Origin of the sequence: Pseudooceanicola sp., assembly GCF_041987405.1 — a bacterium.
Taxonomy (GTDB): domain Bacteria; phylum Pseudomonadota; class Alphaproteobacteria; order Rhodobacterales; family Rhodobacteraceae; genus Pseudooceanicola.
In genome coordinates this window covers 230,122-250,578 of sequence record NZ_JBHIWR010000004.1, presented here as the reverse complement: position 1 = coordinate 250,578, position 20,457 = coordinate 230,122, and the positions used below count along the sequence as shown (strand labels likewise).

At 63.7% G+C, this 20,457-nt stretch carries 14 protein-coding genes and 1 tRNA gene; 7 read left to right on the top strand and 8 right to left on the bottom strand.

The genetic code is table 11. The annotated features are described in order from the left end of the window. Position 1: 1 nt before the first annotated feature. The 3 genes from ACFC2Y_RS12285 to ACFC2Y_RS12275 all read right to left on the bottom strand — a co-directional run bounded on the left by ACFC2Y_RS12285 (position 2) and on the right by ACFC2Y_RS12275 (position 2,530). Positions 2-1,192, bottom strand: coding sequence for an acyl-CoA dehydrogenase family protein (locus ACFC2Y_RS12285; RefSeq protein WP_375172785.1), 1,191 nt, complete (start codon positions 1,190-1,192; stop codon positions 2-4). Positions 1,193-1,490: 298 nt separating this feature from the next. After that, on the bottom strand, positions 1,491-1,955 hold the full coding sequence (locus tag ACFC2Y_RS12280; RefSeq protein ID WP_375172786.1) for a disulfide bond formation protein B: 465 nt from the start codon (positions 1,953-1,955) through the stop codon (positions 1,491-1,493). Next, positions 1,952-2,530, bottom strand: coding sequence for a YqaA family protein (locus ACFC2Y_RS12275; protein ID WP_375173717.1), 579 nt, complete (start codon positions 2,528-2,530; stop codon positions 1,952-1,954). Before ACFC2Y_RS12275 ends, ACFC2Y_RS12280 begins: the two co-directional genes overlap by 4 nt. A gap of 156 nt (positions 2,531-2,686) precedes the next feature. On the opposite strand from ACFC2Y_RS12275, the gene ACFC2Y_RS12270 reads away from it, so the two are divergent. The 3 genes from ACFC2Y_RS12270 (at position 2,687) to ACFC2Y_RS12260 (ending at position 10,631) form a co-directional block, all read left to right on the top strand. Continuing rightward, positions 2,687-2,770 (top strand) — tRNA-Leu (locus ACFC2Y_RS12270). 763 nt (positions 2,771-3,533) lie between these two features. Next, positions 3,534-10,028 carry an Ig-like domain-containing protein gene (locus tag ACFC2Y_RS12265; protein WP_375172787.1) on the top strand — a complete coding sequence of 2,165 codons (6,495 nt, stop codon included), beginning with the start codon at positions 3,534-3,536 and terminating at the stop codon, positions 10,026-10,028. 333 nt (positions 10,029-10,361) lie between these two features. Beyond that, positions 10,362-10,631, top strand: coding sequence for a DksA/TraR family C4-type zinc finger protein (locus ACFC2Y_RS12260; RefSeq protein ID WP_375172788.1), 270 nt, complete (start codon positions 10,362-10,364; stop codon positions 10,629-10,631). A gap of 50 nt (positions 10,632-10,681) precedes the next feature. On the opposite strand, the gene ACFC2Y_RS12255 is transcribed toward ACFC2Y_RS12260, so the two are convergent. Further along, complete coding sequence (locus tag ACFC2Y_RS12255) at positions 10,682-11,275, bottom strand: NTP transferase domain-containing protein (protein WP_375172789.1); 594 nt, start codon at positions 11,273-11,275, stop codon at positions 10,682-10,684. A gap of 9 nt (positions 11,276-11,284) precedes the next feature. Then, the gene (locus ACFC2Y_RS12250) at positions 11,285-13,693 is read right to left on the bottom strand and encodes an FAD-dependent oxidoreductase (RefSeq protein ID WP_375172790.1); all 2,409 of its coding nucleotides are present in this window, start codon (positions 13,691-13,693) and stop codon (positions 11,285-11,287) included. A gap of 156 nt (positions 13,694-13,849) precedes the next feature. On the opposite strand from ACFC2Y_RS12250, the gene ACFC2Y_RS12245 reads away from it, so the two are divergent. Together ACFC2Y_RS12245 and ACFC2Y_RS12240 are read left to right on the top strand one after the other, a co-directional pair. Beyond that, positions 13,850-15,064, top strand: a complete 1,215-nt coding sequence (locus ACFC2Y_RS12245) for a DUF2254 domain-containing protein (protein ID WP_375172791.1) — start codon at positions 13,850-13,852, stop codon at positions 15,062-15,064. Between the two features lie 52 nt (positions 15,065-15,116). After that, positions 15,117-15,878, top strand: coding sequence for a DUF3445 domain-containing protein (locus tag ACFC2Y_RS12240; protein ID WP_375172792.1), 762 nt, complete (start codon positions 15,117-15,119; stop codon positions 15,876-15,878). On the opposite strand, the gene ACFC2Y_RS12235 is transcribed toward ACFC2Y_RS12240, so the two are convergent. From ACFC2Y_RS12235 to ACFC2Y_RS12225, 3 genes are all read right to left on the bottom strand, one after another. After that, positions 15,860-16,696, bottom strand: coding sequence for a hypothetical protein (locus ACFC2Y_RS12235; RefSeq protein ID WP_375172793.1), 837 nt, complete (start codon positions 16,694-16,696; stop codon positions 15,860-15,862). The genes ACFC2Y_RS12240 and ACFC2Y_RS12235 overlap by 19 nt on opposite strands. Before the next feature lie 311 nt (positions 16,697-17,007). Beyond that, positions 17,008-18,411, bottom strand: coding sequence for a type I glutamate--ammonia ligase (gene glnA, locus ACFC2Y_RS12230; RefSeq protein WP_375172794.1), 1,404 nt, complete (start codon positions 18,409-18,411; stop codon positions 17,008-17,010). A gap of 31 nt (positions 18,412-18,442) precedes the next feature. After that, positions 18,443-18,781, bottom strand: a complete 339-nt coding sequence (locus ACFC2Y_RS12225; protein WP_375172795.1) for a P-II family nitrogen regulator — start codon at positions 18,779-18,781, stop codon at positions 18,443-18,445. 169 nt (positions 18,782-18,950) lie between these two features. Between ACFC2Y_RS12225 and ACFC2Y_RS12220 the strand changes: the two genes are divergently transcribed. After that, the gene (locus ACFC2Y_RS12220) at positions 18,951-19,628 is read left to right on the top strand and encodes an NAD(P)H-hydrate epimerase (protein ID WP_375172796.1); all 678 of its coding nucleotides are present in this window, start codon (positions 18,951-18,953) and stop codon (positions 19,626-19,628) included. After that, positions 19,612-20,457, top strand: a complete 846-nt coding sequence (locus ACFC2Y_RS12215) for an NAD(P)H-hydrate dehydratase (protein ID WP_375172797.1) — start codon at positions 19,612-19,614, stop codon at positions 20,455-20,457. Before ACFC2Y_RS12220 ends, ACFC2Y_RS12215 begins: the two co-directional genes overlap by 17 nt.

The window sequence follows — 20,457 nt, the reverse complement described above, 5'->3', positions numbered from 1 at the left end:
CTCACTGGTGGTCGAGCATCCCGAGGATGCGTTTCGCGATGATGTTGTTCTGGATCTCGTAGGTGCCGCCGTAGATCGAATGCGCCTTGTTCTGGAGCGTCACGCGCAGCGTCTCCTGCTCCGTCTCGCCATAGGCGTCGCCTTCCCAGCCCAGGCCGTCCATCCCCATGATCTCCAACAGCAATTCGCCGCGGGTCTGAAGCATGATGGAGCCCGCGTTCTTCAGCACGGAGGTGGCGGCGGAGGGGCCGGCCTTGCTTTCCTCCGCGACGCGTTCGACGGTCAGGCGATGCGCGCGTTCCCACATGCGGTGGCGGGTGATGCGGGACCGCAGGTCGTAGTCCGCGATACGGCCCTCGGCGTCGGTGCCGACGTAGTCCTTGGCCACGACATCCACCGGGCGTAGCTCCCCATGGGTCTGTTTGCGCGCGCCGATGCCGGAGCGTTCGAACTGCATCAAGCGCTTGGCGATGGTCCAGCCTTCGGTCAGCCCGCCGACGAGGTTTTCCTTGGGCACCTTCACATCGGTGAAGAAGACCTCGCCAAAGGTGGAATTGCCGGACATGAGCAGCAGAGGCCGCACCTCGATTCCGGGCGAGGACATGTCGATCAGCAGGAAGGAGATACCCTCGTGTTTCTTCGTCGTGTCGGTACGGACCAGGCAGAAACACCAATGCGCGTGGACGGATCCGGAGGTCCAGATCTTCTGCCCGTTCACCAGGTAATGGTCGCCCTTGTCTTCCGCCCGGGTCTTGAGGCCCGCAAGGTCCGATCCCGCGCCCGGTTCGGAATAGCCCTGACACCAGCGGATATCGCCGCGCACGACGGGGGGCAGGTGTTTCTGCTTTTGCTCTTCGGTGCCGAATTCCAGCAGGGTCGGGCCGAACATGTTCTGCGACATGCCGCCAATGGGGGAGAAGGCGCCGATGGCCTCCATCTCCTCCTTCAGGATCTTCGCCTCCTCCTGGGTCAGCCCGCCACCGCCGTAGTCCGTGGGCCAGGTCGGCACGGCCCAGCCCTTGTCGGCCATAGCGGTCTTCCAAGCGGCCCAATCCTCGCCCTCGGGGTAGAGCGGCTGATGGATCACCCACTCCTCCTGCCGTCCGGCGAGGGAGGGCGGGAAGTTCTGTGCCAGCCAGTCACGGGCCACGGCGCGAAACCCGGTGGCGGCCGGGGCAGTGCGGATATTCATCTGGTCCTCCCTGTTGCGGCCTATCCGATCTCACGGTTCAGGCAGGATGCAACCGGGATATCTTGCGTGACGGAAACGTTTCCAGCAAGGGGTGGCGGTGGATAAATGTCGGATTGGTGTGGGGGTGTTTGAGCTAAGGTTGGTGAATGAAAATGCAATAATTTCAGACTTTTGCTGTCTAAACGTCAAGTAAAAGGTGAGCGGATATTATCCGGTCTGGGAGGATATCGACACCCCCGGGATTACCCTATTCCCGCCTCCTGAGACCGGTTTACTAACCGCGCGGTCGAATCGCTCATCACCGTGTGGCGACAGCCGCGCGAATCCAGATCAGGGCCAGGGCGAAAGCGATGACCGCGTTCCAGCTGGCCATGGATAGGCCCATCATCGACCAGGCGACCTCGTCACAGCGGATAAGCGGGGCGTTGATCACCTTGTCAAAGAAGTCATCCGCCGACATGCCCGCAGGGCTGGTCGAGGTGCAGGTCGAGGGGCCGTCCCACCACCCTTTCTCAACGCCGGCATGGTAGATGCCGAACCCGCCCGTGGTCGCCGCGGCCAGCGCGCCGAGCCAGGCCAGGGCACGGTTGCCCAGGGTGAGGGCTGCGGCGCCGACAAGGACGGCGATCACATGTGGCCAGCGCTGCCAGATGCAGAGTTTGCAGGGCGCGAGGCCCATCACATACTGAAAGAAGAACGCGCCAAGCAGCAGGGCGAGGGAGCCGCCGGCAGCCAGCAGAACAAGGGTACGGAAGCGTGTCATAGGAACCGTATCAGGACGAAGCCGCCGATGAGGGCAACAAAAAACAATGTGAACATCAGGCCCAGGCGCTTCTCGATGAAGGTGCGGATCGGCGGGCCGAAGTACCACAGCAGCGCCGCCACGACGTAGAACCGCAGCCCGCGCGCGAGGATCGAGGTGACGATGAAGGTCAGGAAGGGCATGGAGGTCCAGCCCGCCATGATCGTGATGACCTTGTAGGGGAAGGGCGTCACGCCCGCGCCCAGCACCGCCCAGAAGCCCGCGTCGACGAAGGTCTGGTTGAACTCCTCCATGGCGTGCGCCTTGCCCATGGCGGTCAGGATCGGCTGCCCGATCGACTCGTAGGCGAAGGCGCCGATGGCATAACCCAGCATCCCGCCCAGCACCGAAGAGACGGTCGCGACAGTGGCGATCAGCCAGGCGCGGCGGGGATTGGCGAGGATCATGGGGAGCATGATCACGTCCGGCGGGATCGGAAAGACCGACGATTCCGCGAAGGCGATCAGCGCCAGCAGCCACAGGGCATGCGGATGATCGGCCAGGCGGAGCGTCCAGTCATAGAGTTTTCGCATGATTTCCCGATCCTTGCCCTGTGACGGCAAGAAACACGATGCGCCGCGGGGGTCAAGATTTCCGACGGTCTGCGAGGGCCGGGGCAGATCGTGGTGACGGATTTCCGGCAAAGTTGCATCTGGACCTGCGCGATCTGGCGCAGTAGGAGGTGCCACAGGGCCCAAGTGGCGGAATGGTAGACGCAGGGGATTCAAAATCCCCCGCCTTCGGGCGTGCCGGTTCGAGTCCGGCCTTGGGTACCAGCCCTATCTCATCCGATGATCCGATTCTATGAACCGGTATGCTCCCCGGCCCGCGGGGACTGGTGCGCGATTTGGTGTGCCTCAGGTTTACGATTCGGATATTTCTGGGGCGTTTCGGTCGCGATCCGCGAACCAATCTTCGCGCCTCCCCCCGTATTGGTGCCCGGACTTGGACAAGAATGGGGCGAACGGGCAAGGATTGTGAACAAATTTGGGCGCACTTCGGCGGGCGGATGTTGTTTCCGAACGCGAAACCGAAATGTGGCAAATGACCTGAACGGGATGGGGGCAAAACGTAAAGAATTCGTTAAAATACAAGTGCCGCAACGCGGCGCCACCTGCATGGAACGGGAAACAATCCGGCGGTTTTGCCCTTCACGTCGGGGAAAGGCCGGGTGAAATGCGGCGGCGGGGTGGGACCGGAACACCAATTTACCGCGGTTTTTTCCTTTGTTCGACGTGTTCACACGATTAAAACCGAGCGTGCCCGACTGGGGGGCGCAAGACATATGGCCAGGGGCGGCCACCGAAATGTCATGCATCCGGAAGGATGTGTAGCTCGCGTACGTCGGGGCTCGGCCTGTTAAAGGGCCGGGGCGGCCGCCAATAGCCGTGGGAGCCGGATTGCGGTTCTCCGGAGTGGCTGGCCTTACACAGACCTTCGGAACATGGCGCAGGATTTGGATGACGGTGTCGCGGCGCGCGCACCGGCCGCAACACCGGACGGACCCCGATGGTCCCGAAGGATCAAGAGGGTAGATACATGACTGGTTTTTACTTCTGGGATTGGCTCAAGCACGATCAAACCGGCGGTTCCACCCCGGCGCAAGATGCGCGTGATGGATACGTGAAAGGCACAGACGGGAACGATGTCATCGGCCCTGGCTATACAGATGCCGACGGTGACAAGATCGACGCGAACGACGCGCTGCTTCCCGGGGAAACCGGCGACGACGACATCGTCATTGCGGGCCGTGGGGATGACACGGTCAACGCCGCCAATGGCGATGACGAGATCTACGGCAATTCCGGCGACGACTACATCAAAGGCGGCAAGGGCGACGACCTGATCTATGGCGACCACGGTTACGACGGCGGCACCGGCGGCGGTTCGGGCGAGCGTGAGAGTTTTGAATGGGACAAGGCGCCCGATCCGAACGGCCACGGTGCGATCGACAATCAGGACGACCTGTCCGGCGGCTTCACCCAGAACACCGGCTCCGTCGATGTGACCTTCTCGGTCAAGGCGACGAACGAGAAGCCGGAAACCAATTTCGAGACGGACCAGCAGAAGGTCCATTCGATCACCACCGACGGCACCGGGGCGGACAAGTATTCCTCCATGGCGTCGCGCACCAATTCCGATGACGAAAGCGCGACCTACCAGTGGAGCTTCTCCTCCGCCGTGGGCAATGTGTCGTTCCGCATCAATGACATCGACGCCGACAGCAAGGTGACGATCAAGGCCTATGATGCCAATGGCAACCTGGTCGATATCGACGTGCGCGCCGAACATGGCACGCATCTGACCCTGACCGACGCGGACAGCGCCGGCGGTAAGGAGATCATCAGCCACCACAAGGACGACACCGGCCCGGATACCGATCCCGACCACTCCGTCCTGGTGAACATCGCCGGGCCGATCACCCGGTTCGAGATCAAGCACGAACAGGATGGTCACGACACCTCCGAAGTGAATATCACCGACATCTACTTCGACGCGCTCGAAGGGACCGATGGCGGCTTTGGCGGCTCCGGCTCCGGGGATGACACGATCCTGGCCGGATCCGGTGACGATACCGTCTTCGGCAATGGCGGAGACGATAGCATCGAAGGCGGCAAGGGCGATGATCTGATCTATGGCGACAATGCCGAGGATACGGATGGCACCGGCGGCGGTGTCGGCCCGCGTGAAAGCTTCAACTGGCAGGGTATGAGCGACAGCCAGGCCGACACGACCGTCACCCAGGACACCGGCACGGTCAATGTGACCTACAGCCGGATCAAGGACACGGGCAATCACGAGTCGACCGTTGACGACAAGACCGAACTGAACACCTCTGGCATCGACGGTGGCGGTGAAACGGTCGACGGCAACAGCGGCTTGCGGTCCGAGACCAAGGGCAACGGGAACGAGGGCGATTTCCAGTGGGAATTCTCCGAAGCCGTCACCAATGTCGAATTCAATATCAACGACCTGGACACCGATGCGGTTGTCCGCGTGACAGCCTATGGCCCCGACGGCACTGCCACCACGGTGGATCTGAGCGCGGGCTACGGCATTGATCTGGTCGGCGGCGGCGTGGCCCGCTCCAACAAGGATGTGGACCGCGACGAAGAAGCGGATGCCAACAACCTCCAGGTCTCGATCGACGGCCCGGTGTCGAAGATCGTGGTGGAACACAGCCAGGACGGCGGAACCAACTCCGGCATCTGGATCACCGACCTCTACTTCAATGCGCCCGCCGACGGTGGCCATGACGGGATGAACGGTGAAGGCGGCAACGACACCATCGCCGGTGGCGAGGGTTCGGACAGCATCTTTGGCGAAGGCGGCGACGATGTCTTCAAGGTGGGCAGCGCGGCGGAAGGCGCGGGTGACGTGATCACCGGCGGCAACGGTCCGGACGACACCTCCGACAACGACGTGCTCGACCTGCGCGGTGCGGGCAAGGTCACCATCAACCAGGTGGCCGACGACACCGATGCCGGTGCCACCAAGGGGACCGTGACCTTCGGGGACGGCAGCTCGCTCGAGTTCAGCCAGATCGAGAAGATCCTGACCGATCCCGTGAACAACGCACCCATTGCGGAGGATGATGCCGTCAGCGTGGATGAGGATAATTCCATCTCCATCAACGTGTTGGCCAATGACATTGACCCGGACCGTGACTCGCTGACGATCAGCAATGTCTCCGATCCGGCCAACGGAACTGCGACCATCGTGGGCGGGCAGATCCTCTACACGCCGGATCCCGATTTCAACGGGACCGACACGATCACCTATACCGTGACCGATCCGGACGGCCTGACCGATACCGCGACTGTCACCGTCACCGTCAACCCGGTGAACGATGCTCCGGTGGCCGCAGACGACACCGCCACGACCGACGAGGACACGGCGATCACCATCGACGTCCTTGGCAACGACACGGATGTCGACGGCGATACGCTGACGATCACCAATGTCTCCGACCCGGCGAACGGCACGGCGGAGATCGTGGGTGGAAAGGTCGTCTACACGCCCAATGCGGACTTCAACGGCACCGACACGCTGACCTACACGGTGAGCGACGGGAATGGCGGGACCGATACGGCGACCGTGACCGTGACCGTTGGTGACGCGAACGATGCCCCGGTGGCCGCAGACGACACCGCCACCACCGACGAGGACACGGCGATCACCATCGACGTCCTTGGCAATGACACGGATGTGGACGGCGATACGCTGACGATCACCAATGTCTCCGACCCGGCGAACGGCACGGCGGAGATCGTGGGGGGCAAGGTCGTCTACACGCCGAACCAGGACTTCAACGGCACCGACACGCTGACCTATACGGTGAGCGACGGCAACGGCGGGACCGATACGGCGACCGTGACCGTCAACGTTGGCGCGGTGAACGATGCCCCGGTCGCTGTGGATGACACCGCCACCACCGACGAAGACACGGCGATCACCATCGACGTGCTGGCCAATGACACGGATGTGGATGGCGATACGCTGACCATCTCCTCGGTCGCGGATCCTGCAAATGGGACGGCGGAAATCGTCAACGGCAAGATCGTCTATACACCGAATGCCGGATACTACGGGACCGAGACCTTCGAATACACCGTGACCGACCCGGACGGGCTGACCGATACGGCGACCGTGACCGTGACGATCGAGGAGGACGACGATCCGGTCAACAAGTCTCCGGTGGCCGTGGATGATGCCGTGACCACGCCCGAGGACAGCACGATCACCCTGGATCCGCTGGCGAACGACAGCGATCCCGATGGCGATCCGCTGAGCCTGGTCGGCACCCCGACCTCGGCCGAGGGTGGCACGGTTACGGTGAACCCGGACGGGACCATCGACTATACCCCGCCCGCGGACTTCAACGGCACGGATACGATCTCCTACACGGTGACCGACCCGGACGGTGCGACCGATACGGCGACGATCACCGTCACGGTGACCCCGGTCAATGACGCGCCGGTGGCTGTGGATGACGCGGATACCACCGACGAGGATACGGCGATCACCATCGACGTGCTGGCCAATGACACGGATGTGGATGGCGATACGCTGACCATCTCCTCGGTCGCGGATCCTGCAAACGGGACGGCGGAAATCGTCAACGGCAAGATCGTCTACACGCCGAATGCCGGTTACTTCGGGACCGAGACCTTCGAATATACCGTGACCGATCCGGACGGGCTGACCGATACGGCGACCGTGACCGTAACGATCGAGGAAGAGGACGATCCGGCCAACAAGCCTCCGGTTGCCGTGGATGATGCCATCACCACGCCCGAGGACACGGTAGTGACCTTTGATCCGGTGGCCAATGACACCGATCCGGACGGCGATGCGCTGGACCTCTCCGAAGTCGATCCCACCTCCGCCCAGGGCGGCACGGTGACGGTCAACCTCGACGGGACGGTCAACTACACGCCGCCCGCCGACTTCTACGGTGAGGATACGATCAGCTACGTTGTCGAAGACAGCGAGGGCAACAAGGACACCGGGACGATCACCGTCACCGTGACCCCGGTCAATGACGCGCCGGTGGCCGTGGATGACGCGGATACCACCGACGAGGACACGGCGGTGACCATCGACGTGCTGGCCAATGACACCGATGTGGACGGTGACACGCTGACCCTGTCGGCGGTCGGCACCCCGGCGAATGGCACCGCAGAGATCGTGAACGGCAAGATCGTCTATACGCCGAATGCCGGTTTCGACGGTACCGACAGCTTTACCTATACCGTGACCGATCCCGACGGGCTGACCGATACGGCGACGGTGACCGTGACGGTGAGCGATACGATCCAGCCTGACGGTATCGTGGAAGGCACATCCGGCGACGATCTGATCGACGATGACTATGACGGCGATCCGAACGGCGATTTCGTCGACAACGAGGACAGCCTCGACGATCAGGACGACGATGACGTCATCCGCGCCTATAGCGGGGACGACACGGTCATCGCGGGATCCGGCGACGATACGGTCGACGGTGGCGACGGCAGCGACTCGATCAACGGCAACTCCGGCGATGACAGCATCACCTCCGGCGCCGATGGCACCCCTGACAAGGCCGCTGCGATCCCCGGTGTGGACGACGACGCGGATCCGGAAAACGATCGCGACATCGTCTATGGCGACACCGGAAACGACACGATCTCGACCGGCGACGATGCGGACACCGTCTATGGTGGTCAGGGCGATGACCTGCTCCGGCCCGGCATCGACGACGACGAAGTTTATGGCGGCTCCGGCGATGACCTGATCGAAGACATCCAGGGCTCGGACGAGATCTATGGCGGTGACGGCAATGACACGATCAAGGCCGGGATCGACACCTTCTCCGACTACGAGGGCGACGATCCGAACCTGCCGAACCCGCTGTACCCCGGCGCGCTGAGCGATCCGGACAAGACCGATGGCATGGACACGGTCTATGGCGGTGCAGGTCATGACGTGATCGAGACCGGCGATGATGCGGATCGCATCTTTGGCGGCTCGGGCGACGATACGATCAATGCCGGAATCGACGACGATTATGTCGAAGGTGGCGAAGGCAACGACTCGATCATCGGCGGCCATGGCTCCGACACCATCTGGGGCCAGACGGGCGACGACTACATCAACGCCGGTGACAGCTCGCTGCTCTGGGGTCAGTCCCCGGACGACGATCCGGTCAACCCCGATCCGGTGCCCGAGAACGGCCGCGATCTGGTCTATGGCGGTGACGGCAACGACACCATCCTCGGCCAGGACGATGACGACACCATCTATGGTGGCGAAGGCAACGACCTGATCGACGCGGGCATCGACGATGACCTGGTGGAGGGTGACTCGGGCGACGACACCATCATGGGTGGCCAGGGCGCTGACACCATCAACGGTGAGCAGGGCAACGACAGCATCGACGGTGGCTCCGGTGATGACGAGCTGCGCGGCGGATCGGGCAACGACATCGTCAACGGCGGTATCGGCGACGACACGATCTTCGGCGGCACCGGTACGGATGAGCTCTATGGCGACTCCGGTGACGACAGCATCGAGGGCGGTCAGGAATTCGACACGATCTACGGTGGCGAAGGCGACGACACCCTGCGGGGCAACCTGGGTGATGACGTCCTCGAAGGCGGCTCCGGCGATGACAGCATCGACGGTGGTGCCGGGAACGACACGATCACCGGTGGCGCGGGTGCGGACACGATGTTCGGGGCCAACGACCGTGACGTCTTCCTCGGCTCGACCGTGGGTGACGACATCGACGGTGGCTCTGGCGGGGACGATTACGACATCCTCGACCTGCGCGGCTCCGCGCCGACGGGTGGCCGGATCAACGTGATCTACGACAGCAACCCCGAAAACGGGACGGTCGAGTTCTACGACGCGGACGACAAGCTGCTCGGCACCTCGCAGTTTGAGGAAATCGAGAAGGTCATCCCCTGCTTCACGCCGGGGACCCTGATCGCGACGCCGCGTGGCGAGGTTCCTGTCGAGACGCTGAAGGAAGGCGACCGGATCATCACCCGTGACAACGGCATCCAGGAAATTCGCTGGATGGGGTCCAAGGGTCTGACCGGCCGCGAGCTGCTGCAGAAAGAGCACCTCAAGCCGGTGCTGATCCAGAAAGGCTCGCTCGGCTACGGGCTGCCGGAACGGGATATGCTGGTCTCGCCGAACCACCGCGTGCTGGTGAACAACGACAAGACCGCGCTCTACTTCGAAGAGCGTGAGGTCCTGGTCGCCGCCAAGCACCTGACCGGTCTGGCGGGTGTGAGCCGGGTGGATACGATGAAGACCACGTATATCCACTTCATGTTCGACCAGCACGAAGTCATCCTGTCGGATGGATCCTGGACCGAAAGCTTCCAGCCGGGTCACCAGACCCTGGACGGGTTGGGCAATGCTCAGCGTCAGGAGATCCTGGAGCTCTTCCCGGAGCTGGCCACGGATCAGGGCCGCGAGGATTACCACGCGGCACGCCGGACCCTGAAGCGCCATGAAGCCAAGCTTCTGACCAAGTGATGCAGCGCACGCCGGGCCTTCGGGTCCGGCGTACACCCCGACCAGGCGGGGGCGCTGGTCGGCACCTCAGGGTGCGGGCCGTGTCTGCCATGGCATGGGCCGCACCCTGGTCAGGGTGTGCGTGTGGGGTTTACAGGGTGTTGAATGCCGGGCAATTTTGGCCCGTGGAGTGGGGGTATTGATATGGATTTCGTATTTGGCCTGTTTCGGTGGAGCCTGATTGTCACCGTGACACTGATGTGCATGGCCCTGTCGGGCATCGGCATCGCGGGTTTCTGAGGCGCTTGGCGTAGCCGGGTAACGGCGCTAGACTCCGGTGAGCGGAGGTGACCCATGGCTGGTGGCTGGGCGCGCGACGGCGCGGTAAGCGAACAGATCGAAGCATCCATAGAGGATGAGCTGACCCGGATGCGATCCCGGTCGGGGCCGCAGGGCGAGAGCCTGACCCATTGCGCGGAATGCGAGGAAGAGATCCCCGAAAAGCGGCGGCTGGCGATACCGGGAATAAAGCTCTGCATCGACTGTCAGCAGGAGCGGGACGGGCGCCAGATGGCGCGGGGCGGGATCAACCGGCGCGGGTCCAAGGACAGCCAGTTGAAGTGAGCGCCCGGGCGGGCGCTGCCTCCGGCGGGAGTATTTTTGGCAAGATGAAGTCAGGGGCGCGGGCCTTGGCGGTTGCGCCAGGCAGCCCATTCTTCGGGCGTGTCCAGGTCGGTCAGGGCGTGTCGGGCGGGCAGGGCGACATGGCGGACCGGGTTGGATTTGAGCAGGGCCCTGGCGCCGGTGTCGCCGGAGAGCTGCTTGAGGGCGCCGAAGAGGTCTTTCGGAAAAATGACGGGATGACCCGGCGTGCCGTCTGCGGCGGTGGCGCGGTGGATCGTGTCCGGGTCGGATTGCCAGGTCTGGGCGAGGGTGGCGAGGTCCTCTGCGGTCAGCTCCGGCATGTCGGCGGGCAGGATCATCACGCCGGTGGCCCGATCGGGCAGGGCGGCGGTGCCCCGGCGTAGGGAGGCGGCCATACCCTCGGCCGCGTCGGGCACGGGGATGACGGTCAGATCCATATCCTGCAGGGCCTCGGCGCGGGGGTGATCCAGCGAGGGCAGGGTGACGAGAGTGGGTGCCAGGGCGGAGGCGCGCCGGGCCATGGTGGCGATCAGGGGGCTGCCGCCGACCTCCTCCAACAGCTTGTCGGCACCGCGCATGCGCGAGGAGGCGCCGGCGGCGAGGAGGAGGATCATCAGGCTCATGGCGGCAGATTAGCCGCGCATACGCCCCCCGTCAGCATCGAAGAGCGGCGTGTCGATCCGTTTCGCCTTACGGCGCACGCCCAGCACCTCGATCTCCGCCTCCAGTCCGGGGGCGATCAGCGGCGTGGGCACAAATGCATGGGCCATAGATTTGCCGAGGTGGTGGGAATAGCCGCCGGAGGTGCAGAAACCGACGACCTCGCCGTTTATCCAGAGCGGTTCGTAGCCTTTCACATCGGCATCCTCCGCCGCGATCTCGAACATGCAGAGCTGGCGGACGGGGCCATCTTCGCGGGCCTTTTCAGCGGCGGCGCGGCCGATGAAATCGACGGGTTTTTTCCAGGCGATGAAGCGGTCCAGGCCGGTTTCGGCCGGGGTGTAATCAGGTGAATATTCCCGCAGCCAGGAGCCGAAGTGCCGGTCAAGCCGCAGGGACATCATCGCGCGCATGCCGAAGGGTTTCATCCCGTGCGGTTGGCCTGCGGCCCAGAGCTGGTCCCAGAGGGTGCGCTGTTCCAGCGGATCGCAATAGATCTCGTATCCCAGGTCGCCGGTGTAGCTGACGCGCTGGACGATGACGGTGAGCAGGCCAAGGGTCAGGGTGCGGACGTCGAGGAACCGCATGTCCGAGATATCTTCGCGCGTGACGGTCTGGAGAACCTCTCTCGCCTTCGGGCCGGCAATCTGAAAACCACTTGTTCTGTCAGATATATTAATGACTTGCACCTCTCTCATGATGTTCTGGTCGAACCATCTTGAGTGATAGGCCTGTGCGCCGTAGGAGGCGGTGAGGCGGAAGTCCTGCTCGCCAAGGCAGGAGACCGTGAAGTCGCCGATGATGCGGCCCGAGGGGGAGAGCATCGGGGTCAGGGTGATCCGTCCCGGCGCGGGAATGCGGCCTGCCATGATGCGGTCCAGCCAGTCGCGGGCGTTCGGGCCGGTGACGCTGTATTTGCCGAAGTTGTGGATCTCGTTGATGCCAACGCCCTCGCGCACGGCGCGGCATTCGCGACCCGTGGCCTCATGCGCGTTGGAGCGGCGGAAGGAGGGCGTTTCGTAGCGCGGTTCGTCCCCTTCGGCGAAGTAGTTGGGGACTTCCAGACCGTAGTAGTGCCCCCAGACCGCGCCCATGCCGTCGAAGACGTCGTACATCGGGGTGCGCAGCAGAGGCCGGGCGGCGGGCTTTTCCTCGTTCGGATAGGGGACGGAGAAACGGGTGGAGTAGTTCTCCATCACCTTGGGCAGGGTATAGCCCTTCTGAATCCAGGGCCCGTAGCGCGCGATGTCGAAGGAAGAGGTATCGCGTTCGCATTCGCCCGTTGTCATCCACTGCGCCAGCATCAGGCCGACGCCGCCACCCTGGCTGAAGCCCGCCATGACGCCGCAGGCGGACCAGTAGTTGCGCAGTCCCGGCACCGGGCCGACCAGCGGGTTGCCGTCGGGGGCGAAGGTGAAGGGGCCGTGGATCACGCGTTTGACGCCCGCGGTGGCGAGGACGGGAAAGCGGTGCCAGCTCATCTCGATACTGTCGGAGATCTTGTCGAGGTCGTCGGGCAGCAGTTCCGCCGCAAAATCCCAGGGCGAGCCGTCGACGGCCCAGGCGCGGGGCTTTTTCTCATAATATCCGATGCATAGCCCGCGCCCCTCCTGCCTCAGGTAGGATTCGCCTGCGGGGTCGACGACGTGGGGGTGTTCGGTGTCGCGCTCGTAGACCTCCGGTATGTCGTCGGTGACGAGGTAGTGGTGTTCCATCGGGTGAAGCGGCACATAATGGCCCGCCATCGCCGCGACCTCCCGCGCCCAGAGGCCGCCGGCGTTGACCACGTGTTCGGCGTGGATGGTGCCCTGTTCGGTGACAACGTCCCATGTGCCGTCCGCACGCGGGTTGGTTTCCAGCACACGGCAATGGGTGACGATCTCCGCCCCGGCCATGCGGGCGGCGCGGGCATAGGCATGGGTGGTGCCCGAAGGGTCGAGGTGGCCGTCGAGCGGATCGTAGAGGGCGCCGACCACGCCGTCGATATTGGTGATCGGCGCGATCTTCTTGATCTCGTCCGGGGTCATGATGTGGGTGTCGAGGCCCATGTGCCGGTGCTTCGCGCGTTCGGCCAGCAGGTGGTCGAAGCGGTCCTGCGTGGTGGCGAGGGTGAAACCGCCCGAATGGTGCAGCCCGCAGGAGAGGCCGGTGATCTCCTCCAACTCCTTGTAGAGCTTGATCGTATAGCCCTGCAGGGCCGCCATGTTGGTGTCGCCGTTGATCGTGTGGAACCCGCCCGCCGCATGCCAGGTGGAGCCTGCGGTCAGCTCCGACCGTTCCAGCAGCATGACGTCCGACCAGCCCAGCTTGGTCAGGTGATAGAGGACGGAGCAGCCGACAACGCCGCCTCCGATGACGACAACACGGGTGGTGGTTTTCATCTGGTCCTCCGGGCTTTCCCCTGATCCTCGGGGCGCGGGGACGGCTTGGCTTGCGCGTTTGCGACAGATCGTGTCGCTTCTGTTCCTGCTGCGGGCTGTGGCGTCCGGCGGGAATTCCGGGCATGGTCCGGTAAGGATCAGAGGATCGGAGGGCGGATGCTTCCCACCATTTTGCGCAGATTGCACGAGTTTTCGCGGCGCCTGGTCGTCCGCGTCCTGCTGATCGCGTTTTGCGCCGTGCTGGCCATCGTGCTGGCCAAGGTGTTCGGAGGGGCCATTCCTCTCGGGCTGAGTGACCGGATCGGGGCGGATGCGGTGGATCGCATCCTGTCGATCATCGCCAATTCCATGCTGGCGGTCACAACCTTTTCGCTGACGATCATGGCGGCCTCGCACCGGATCGCGCAGACACAGTGGACCCCGCGCGCGCATCAGGTGTTGCTGCAGGACACGACGACCCATACCGTGCTGGCCACCTTTGTCGGGGCCTATCTCTATGCCATCGCTGTCATCGTCCTGCGCGAGACGGCCGTGTTTCAGGGCGAGGAGCTGGTCGTGCTGTTCTTCGTGACGCTGGCGGTGGTGGCGCTGGTGATCATCGCGATGATCCGCTGGATTTCCTACATGGAGGTTCTGGGCAGCCTGATCGAGACCGCAGGGAGGATCGAGAAACAGGCGGACATGGCCTATCGGATGCGCTGTGAACATCCCGCGCTTGGCGGGGTGCCCCTTACCGGCGCCCCGCCGGAGGATACGGTGGCGGTGCTGGCGGAGCAGACCGGTTATATTCAACAGGTCTATCAGGATCGCCTGCAGGAGGATGCGGAGGAGGCCGGGGTGCATGTCTACCTCGACCGGAGCGTGGGCGCCTTCGTGCATCGGGGCGAGGTCTTGGCGCGGGTCGGAGGAACGGATGCGGACTGTGCGGATATGGTCCGGCGACATATCTCGATCGGCACCCTGCGGAACTACACCCAGGATCCGGAGTTCGGTCTTCAGAACCTGACGGAAATCGGCCAGCGCGCCCTGTCGCCCGGGATCAACGATCCGGGGACGGCGGTGGACATGATTCGCCGTGTCACGCGAATTCTGCTCGGCGCCTCTGTGGTGCGCGAGGCCGATGAGAATATCCTTTATGACCGGGTCCATGTACCGCCGCTGCCGCGCGATGTTCTGGTGATCGCGAGTATCGGGGCGATCCTGCGCGATGGACTTTCTCATCCAGAGGTGGTGGCGGCGGCGCGTGGGTCCCTTGCCGCGCTGGCGCGTCAGGGCGATCCGGCGATTGCCGGGGCGGCGCGCAACCTCACCGCTGAACTGGATGAGCGTGAAGAAGAGGTCGCATTCATCGGCGGGCGGGCGCAGGCTTGAGGGGCGGCGGGGTCCCTTTGGCCCTCATGGCGTGTGAGGGGTCGCCAGCCTTATGACACCGATCCTGCATTCGCATATCCCCCACGACATGTCCGAGGTGCGCCTGCCCGGTGTCGCGCCGCTCGATCCCGACGACTGGCTGATCCGGGACGAGGTCTTTGCCGCGCAGATGGCATTGCGGGACGAACTGATCGCGACCCGGCGGGACGCGGTCGTCGCGCTGACTGCGGCGGGCGAAGCGGCGGCGGCGGAGCTGCTGTCGCTGGTTCTGTCGCATCTGGCGCGGGATGACGGCTATCGGATCCGGGCGGAGTCGGTGCTGCGGCCCGATGGCGTGGAGGTGCCACTTGATTGGCGCGATCCCATGGGAACGGTCGGGCGGCTGGTGCAGCAGGACATGTGCCTGATGGAGAAAGCGTCCGGCGCGGCGGAGCATGTGATGACCGGCGCGGTTCTGTGTTTTCCGGCGGGCTGGACGCTGTCGGAGAAGATGGGCAGGCCCTTGATCCGCATCCACAAGCCCGTGGCGAGTTACGACGATGACCTGGCCCGACGGGTGCAGCGCCTGTTTGATGGCGTGCGCGACGGACGGCCGCTCTGGCGGTTCAATGCGCTTGGCTATGTCGATCCGGCCCTGTTCCAGCCCCGGCGCGAAGGGGTGGAAAAGTACGGAACGCCGGAGGAGCAGCGCTATCTCCGCTCCGAACGCCAGTCGATCCTCCGCCTACCGGATAGCGGGGCGGTTGTCTTTGGAATTCACACCTATGTTGTGCGCAAACCCGATCAGGACCCGGCTCAGAAGAAGCTGAGGTGACCGTAGGTCGATCCGATCACGCCGGAGAGGGTGGCGGTCAGCGCGAAGGCATGGGTGCGGACGCGCAGATCGGCGCCTTTGACGATGGTATAGGCTGCCAGGGGTACGCCCACCATGGGGTTCAGCGCCCCGACAGACGCGGTCGCGGCCCAGGTGCTGACGCTCGCCAGGCGGGTCTCTTTGCCCGTCTCGGCACTGTCATCGTCGGCAAAGATGTCGCGGAAGGCGTCGCAGGTTTCCTCTGCCATCATCTTGGGCGCGGGCTTGGGCGTGGGTTCGGCAAAGGTGATCGGGGTGCCGCAGGTTTCGCCCGGGCGGACGCGGCGCGGGCTGACCCGCTGACAGCCACCACGGCGGCGCAGCGGGGTAAAGGCGGCGAGGAACCGGGGCAGGGCGATGGTGATCCCCGCCTCGGCCCAATGCACGGTATCGCCGCCGATGCGTTCGGCGAGGATGGAGATGACCTCCGCCAGGATCGCGGTTTCAGCTTCTGGATGTAGAGACTCACTTTCGCGAAGGCGGGTGACCTCGATTTCTAGATCATGACAGGCGTCGGCGCTGCCGGACATGGCGAGGGTGAGGGAGATCGGGCCGGCGGTGACGGTGACCTTGGCTCCGGACTGCACGACCTTGTAGGGAGAGGGCAGATTGGCTGCCTCCAGAGCTTCCTGTGCTGCGCCCTGCAAGGCATTGAATTCACATTCAAATAAAGTTTCTGATGCGAGTGTCGCGCGATGTTCCGACGGCGTGTGATAGACGAATTCGTCGGTGTAGACGGCGGCGTTGCGGATCGCTTCTTGCGTGGTTCCCAAGGTCATTTTCTTCCCTCTTTTTTTGTCCTTGGCCTCCATACTGCTGCGCGATTGGGGAGAATCTTTGCCCGTATGACGTGTGTTTGAGGCAGGATTGCCAACATTGGTGCTCGGCGGCCCAGATTATGTCTCAATGGTTGCTGAATATGACGAGGGACCGGGATTCTGCATAGAAGTCGATGGAAACCGGCCCCTTGGACGGGGAAAATGCCGACAGTTTTGTGCAATCAGGGCCTTGGCGGATGGATCGAATTCGAACATCACGACAAAGAAAAACGGGCGCTCAAGAGCGCCCGTTTCCATGGTAACTGACTGAATTAGCAGGAGTAGTAGAGCGCGAATTCGACCGGGTGCGGGGTCATTTCGTAGCTCTCGATCTCTTCCATCTTCAGGTCGATGTAGCCACCGATCTGATCCTTGGTGAAGACATCACCAGCCAGCAGGAAGTCCATATCCGCTTCCAGTTCCGCCATGGCTTCGCGCAGCGAGCCGCAGACGGTCGGGATATCGGCCAGCTCTTCGGGCGGCAGATCGTAGAGGTTCTTGTCCATGGCTTCGCCCGGGTCGATCTTGTTCTTGATCCCGTCGAGACCGGCCATCAGCAGGGCCGAGAAGCAGAGGTACGGGTTCGCCGAAGGATCGGGGAAGCGGGCTTCGACACGCTTTGCCTTGGGGGATTCGGTCCACGGAATACGGACACATCCCGAGCGGTTGCGCGCGGAATAGGCGCGCAGAACGGGGGCCTCGAAGCCGGGAACCAGACGCTTGTAGGAGTTGGTCGCGGGGTTGGTGAAGGCGTTCAGGGCCTTGGCGTGCTTCAGGATGCCGCCGATGTAGTAGAGCGCCTCCTGGCTGAGGTCGGCGTATTTGTCGCCAGCAAACAGCGGCTTGCCGTCTTTCCAGATGGACATGTTCACATGCATGCCCGACCCGTTGTCGCCCTTGAGCGGCTTCGGCATGAAGGTCGCGGAGCGGCCATAGGCATGGGCGACGTTGTGGATTACGTACTTGTACTTCTGCAGTTCATCCGCCTGTTTGGTCAGGCTGTCGAAGATCAGGCCCAGCTCGTGCTGCGAGGTCGCAACTTCGTGGTGGTGCTTGTCGACCTTCATGCCCAGACGCTTCATGGTCGAAAGCATCTCGGAGCGGATGTCCTGGCCGTCGTCCATCGGGTTCACCGGGAAATAGCCGCCCTTGTAGGTCGGACGGTGGCCCAGGTTGCCCATTTCGAAATCGGCGTCGGTGTTCCATGCGGCGTGGTCGGCATCGACCTCGAAGGAGACCTTGTTCGGCGCGACAGAGTATTTCACGTCGTCGAACAGGAAGAATTCGGCCTCGGGGCCGAAGAAGGCCGCGTCGCCGATGCCGGAGGACTTGAGGTAGGCCTCGGCTTTCTGGGCGGTGCCGCGCGGGTCACGCTCGTAGGCTTCGCCGGTGTCGGGTTCGACGACCGAGCAATGGATCGCGACGGTCTTCTCGGCATAGAAGGGGTCGATATAGGCGCTGTCGAGGTCCGGCATCAGCTTCATGTCGGAGGCTTCGATCGACTTCCAGCCCGCGATGGAGGAGCCGTCGAACATGAAACCTTCTTCGAGGAAATCTTCGTCGACCTGATCTTCGATGACCGTCACGTGCTGCAGTTTGCCGCGCGGGTCGGTGAAGCGGATGTCAACGTAGGCCGCCTCCTCGTCCTTGATGAGTTTGAGAACCTTGTTGCTCATTCCCTTTTCCCTTCCTTGGAATTGAATATTGTCAGAGCGCGTCCGAGCCGGACTCGCCGGTCCGGATGCGGATCGCCTGTTCGATCGGAGAGACGAAGATCTTGCCATCGCCGATCTTCTCGGTCTTGGCCGCATCGGTGATGGCCTCGATCGCGCCATCCACCTGATCGTCGTCCAGGACGACCTCGATCTTCACCTTGGGCAGGAAGTCGACGACATATTCGGCGCCGCGGTACAGCTCCGTATGCCCTTTCTGCCGGCCGAAGCCCTTGACCTCGATGACGGACAGGCCCTGAACACCAAATTCCTGTAGGGCCTCCTTGACCTCATCAAGCTTGAACGGCTTGATGATTGCCTCGATCTTTTTCATGTCATGGAACTCCTCACGTATCCCTCGCCCGGTGTAAGATCATGAAGACCTCCGGGCCTCAATTGATGGGCGTCAAACTGCGCCAAATGCGGGCAGGAGGAAAGAGGCCGGTGCTGAAAAATAGGCGATGCGCTCAAAATATGAGCAGTGTGAGAAAAAAGGGTAAATCATGTTGACCAGTTCCCAGATGCGCGACCTCGAAGCGCGGGCCATTGCCTCGGGCGAGGTGAGCGGGGCGGAGCTGATGGAGCGGGCCGGGGCGGGTGTGGTCGCTGCGATGCTGGATCGCTGGCCGGGGTGGGACGGGGTGTCAAAGGCGCCCTGGGCGGGGCAGCTGGTCGCCGTGCTGGCGGGGCCGGGGAACAATGGCGGCGATGGTTATGTCATCACGCGGTTGCTGGCGGAGGCCGGAGCGGAGCCAAGAGTGTTCGCCATGGGGGAGGCGGATCGCCTGCCGCCCGATGCGGCGCGGGCGCGCAACCTCTGGTCCGGGCCGGTTGTGGCGTTCGAGGATGCGGAGGTGAAGGCGTTAGCCGATGAGGTCGCGGATCGCGGTCAGGGTTGCCTGGTGGTGGTCGATGCGCTCTTCGGGATCGGGCAACGGGCGCCACTCGATGAGGTGACAGGCCGAGTCTGGCGCTTGTTCGATCGCCTCGCAGGTCTGAATGTGCGGCTCTGGGTCGTGGCGGTGGATCTGCCGACCGGCTATGACGCCGACAGCGGCGAGGCGCTGGCGGCGCGCCCCTTGCCCGCGGATCTGACCGTGACATTCCACCAGCCGAAGCCCATCCACGGGATGCCGCAGTTTCTGGACAGGGAGCTTGTCGTTCATGACATCGGAATCTGAGCCGCGCCTACGCAGCATTGCCATGGGACCTGCGCGGATTGACTTGCTGCGCAAACTGCCGTCGCAGCACAAATACGATCACGGGCACGCGCTGGTGATGTCGGGCAGCGCGGGGCGGACCGGCGCCGCGCGATTGGCGGCCCGGGCGGCGCTGCGGATTGGTGCGGGGCTGGTGACGATCGGCGTGCCGTCCGAGGCGCTTGGCGAGGTGGCGGCGCAGGTGACGGCGGTGATGGTGCGTGTGGCGGAGCCGCTGGAGGATGTTCTGGCGGATCGGCGCATCAACGCGCTTTGCATCGGGCCGGGCTATGGTCCGGGCGCGGCCTGTCGCGCGGCGGTGGCGCAGTGCCTCACGGCAGAGCGGGCCGTGGTGCTGGATGCGGATGCGCTGACGTCCTTTGCCGACGATCCCGAGGCGCTCTTTGCCATGACGCGCGGGCGCGCGGTGGTGATGACGCCGCATGGTGGCGAGTTTCGGCGGTTGTTTCCGGATCTGTCAGGAGATGCTGCCGGGGTGGCCGAGGCTGCGGCGCGTGCGGGATGCGTGGTTCTGCTCAAGGGCGATTGCACCATGGTCGGGCGCGACGGCGTGGTGGCGCGCCATAATGCGGATGGCCGACGGGCGGCGCCCTGGCTGGCCACGGCGGGCAGCGGCGATGTGCTGGCCGGGTTGATCACCGGGTTGCTGGCACGTGGGCTCGACGCCGCGGAGGCGGCGGAGTGCGCGGTCTGGCTGCATGCGGAGGCCGCGCGGTGCTTTGGCCCGGGGCTGATTGCGGAGGATCTGGCGGAGGAGATCCCGGCGGTTTTTCGGACCCTGGGTGTTTGA

What these genes read in the sequence shown, in the direction of transcription:
- ACFC2Y_RS12285 (WP_375172785.1), bottom strand. Translation starts at nt 1,192, where the DNA reads ATGAATATCCGCACTGCCCCGGCCGCCACCGGGTTTCGCGCCGTGGCC.
- ACFC2Y_RS12280 (WP_375172786.1), bottom strand. Translation starts at nt 1,955, where the DNA reads ATGACACGCTTCCGTACCCTTGTTCTGCTGGCTGCCGGCGGCTCCCTC.
- ACFC2Y_RS12265 (WP_375172787.1), top strand. Translation starts at nt 3,534, where the DNA reads ATGACTGGTTTTTACTTCTGGGATTGGCTCAAGCACGATCAAACCGGC.
- ACFC2Y_RS12260 (WP_375172788.1), top strand. Translation starts at nt 10,362, where the DNA reads ATGGCTGGTGGCTGGGCGCGCGACGGCGCGGTAAGCGAACAGATCGAA.
- ACFC2Y_RS12255 (WP_375172789.1), bottom strand. Translation starts at nt 11,275, where the DNA reads ATGAGCCTGATGATCCTCCTCCTCGCCGCCGGCGCCTCCTCGCGCATG.
- ACFC2Y_RS12250 (WP_375172790.1), bottom strand. Translation starts at nt 13,693, where the DNA reads ATGAAAACCACCACCCGTGTTGTCGTCATCGGAGGCGGCGTTGTCGGC.
- ACFC2Y_RS12245 (WP_375172791.1), top strand. Translation starts at nt 13,850, where the DNA reads ATGCTTCCCACCATTTTGCGCAGATTGCACGAGTTTTCGCGGCGCCTG.
- ACFC2Y_RS12240 (WP_375172792.1), top strand. Translation starts at nt 15,117, where the DNA reads ATGACACCGATCCTGCATTCGCATATCCCCCACGACATGTCCGAGGTG.
- ACFC2Y_RS12235 (WP_375172793.1), bottom strand. Translation starts at nt 16,696, where the DNA reads ATGACCTTGGGAACCACGCAAGAAGCGATCCGCAACGCCGCCGTCTAC.
- glnA (WP_375172794.1), bottom strand. Translation starts at nt 18,411, where the DNA reads ATGAGCAACAAGGTTCTCAAACTCATCAAGGACGAGGAGGCGGCCTAC.
- ACFC2Y_RS12225 (WP_375172795.1), bottom strand. Translation starts at nt 18,781, where the DNA reads ATGAAAAAGATCGAGGCAATCATCAAGCCGTTCAAGCTTGATGAGGTC.
- ACFC2Y_RS12220 (WP_375172796.1), top strand. Translation starts at nt 18,951, where the DNA reads ATGTTGACCAGTTCCCAGATGCGCGACCTCGAAGCGCGGGCCATTGCC.
- ACFC2Y_RS12215 (WP_375172797.1), top strand. Translation starts at nt 19,612, where the DNA reads ATGACATCGGAATCTGAGCCGCGCCTACGCAGCATTGCCATGGGACCT.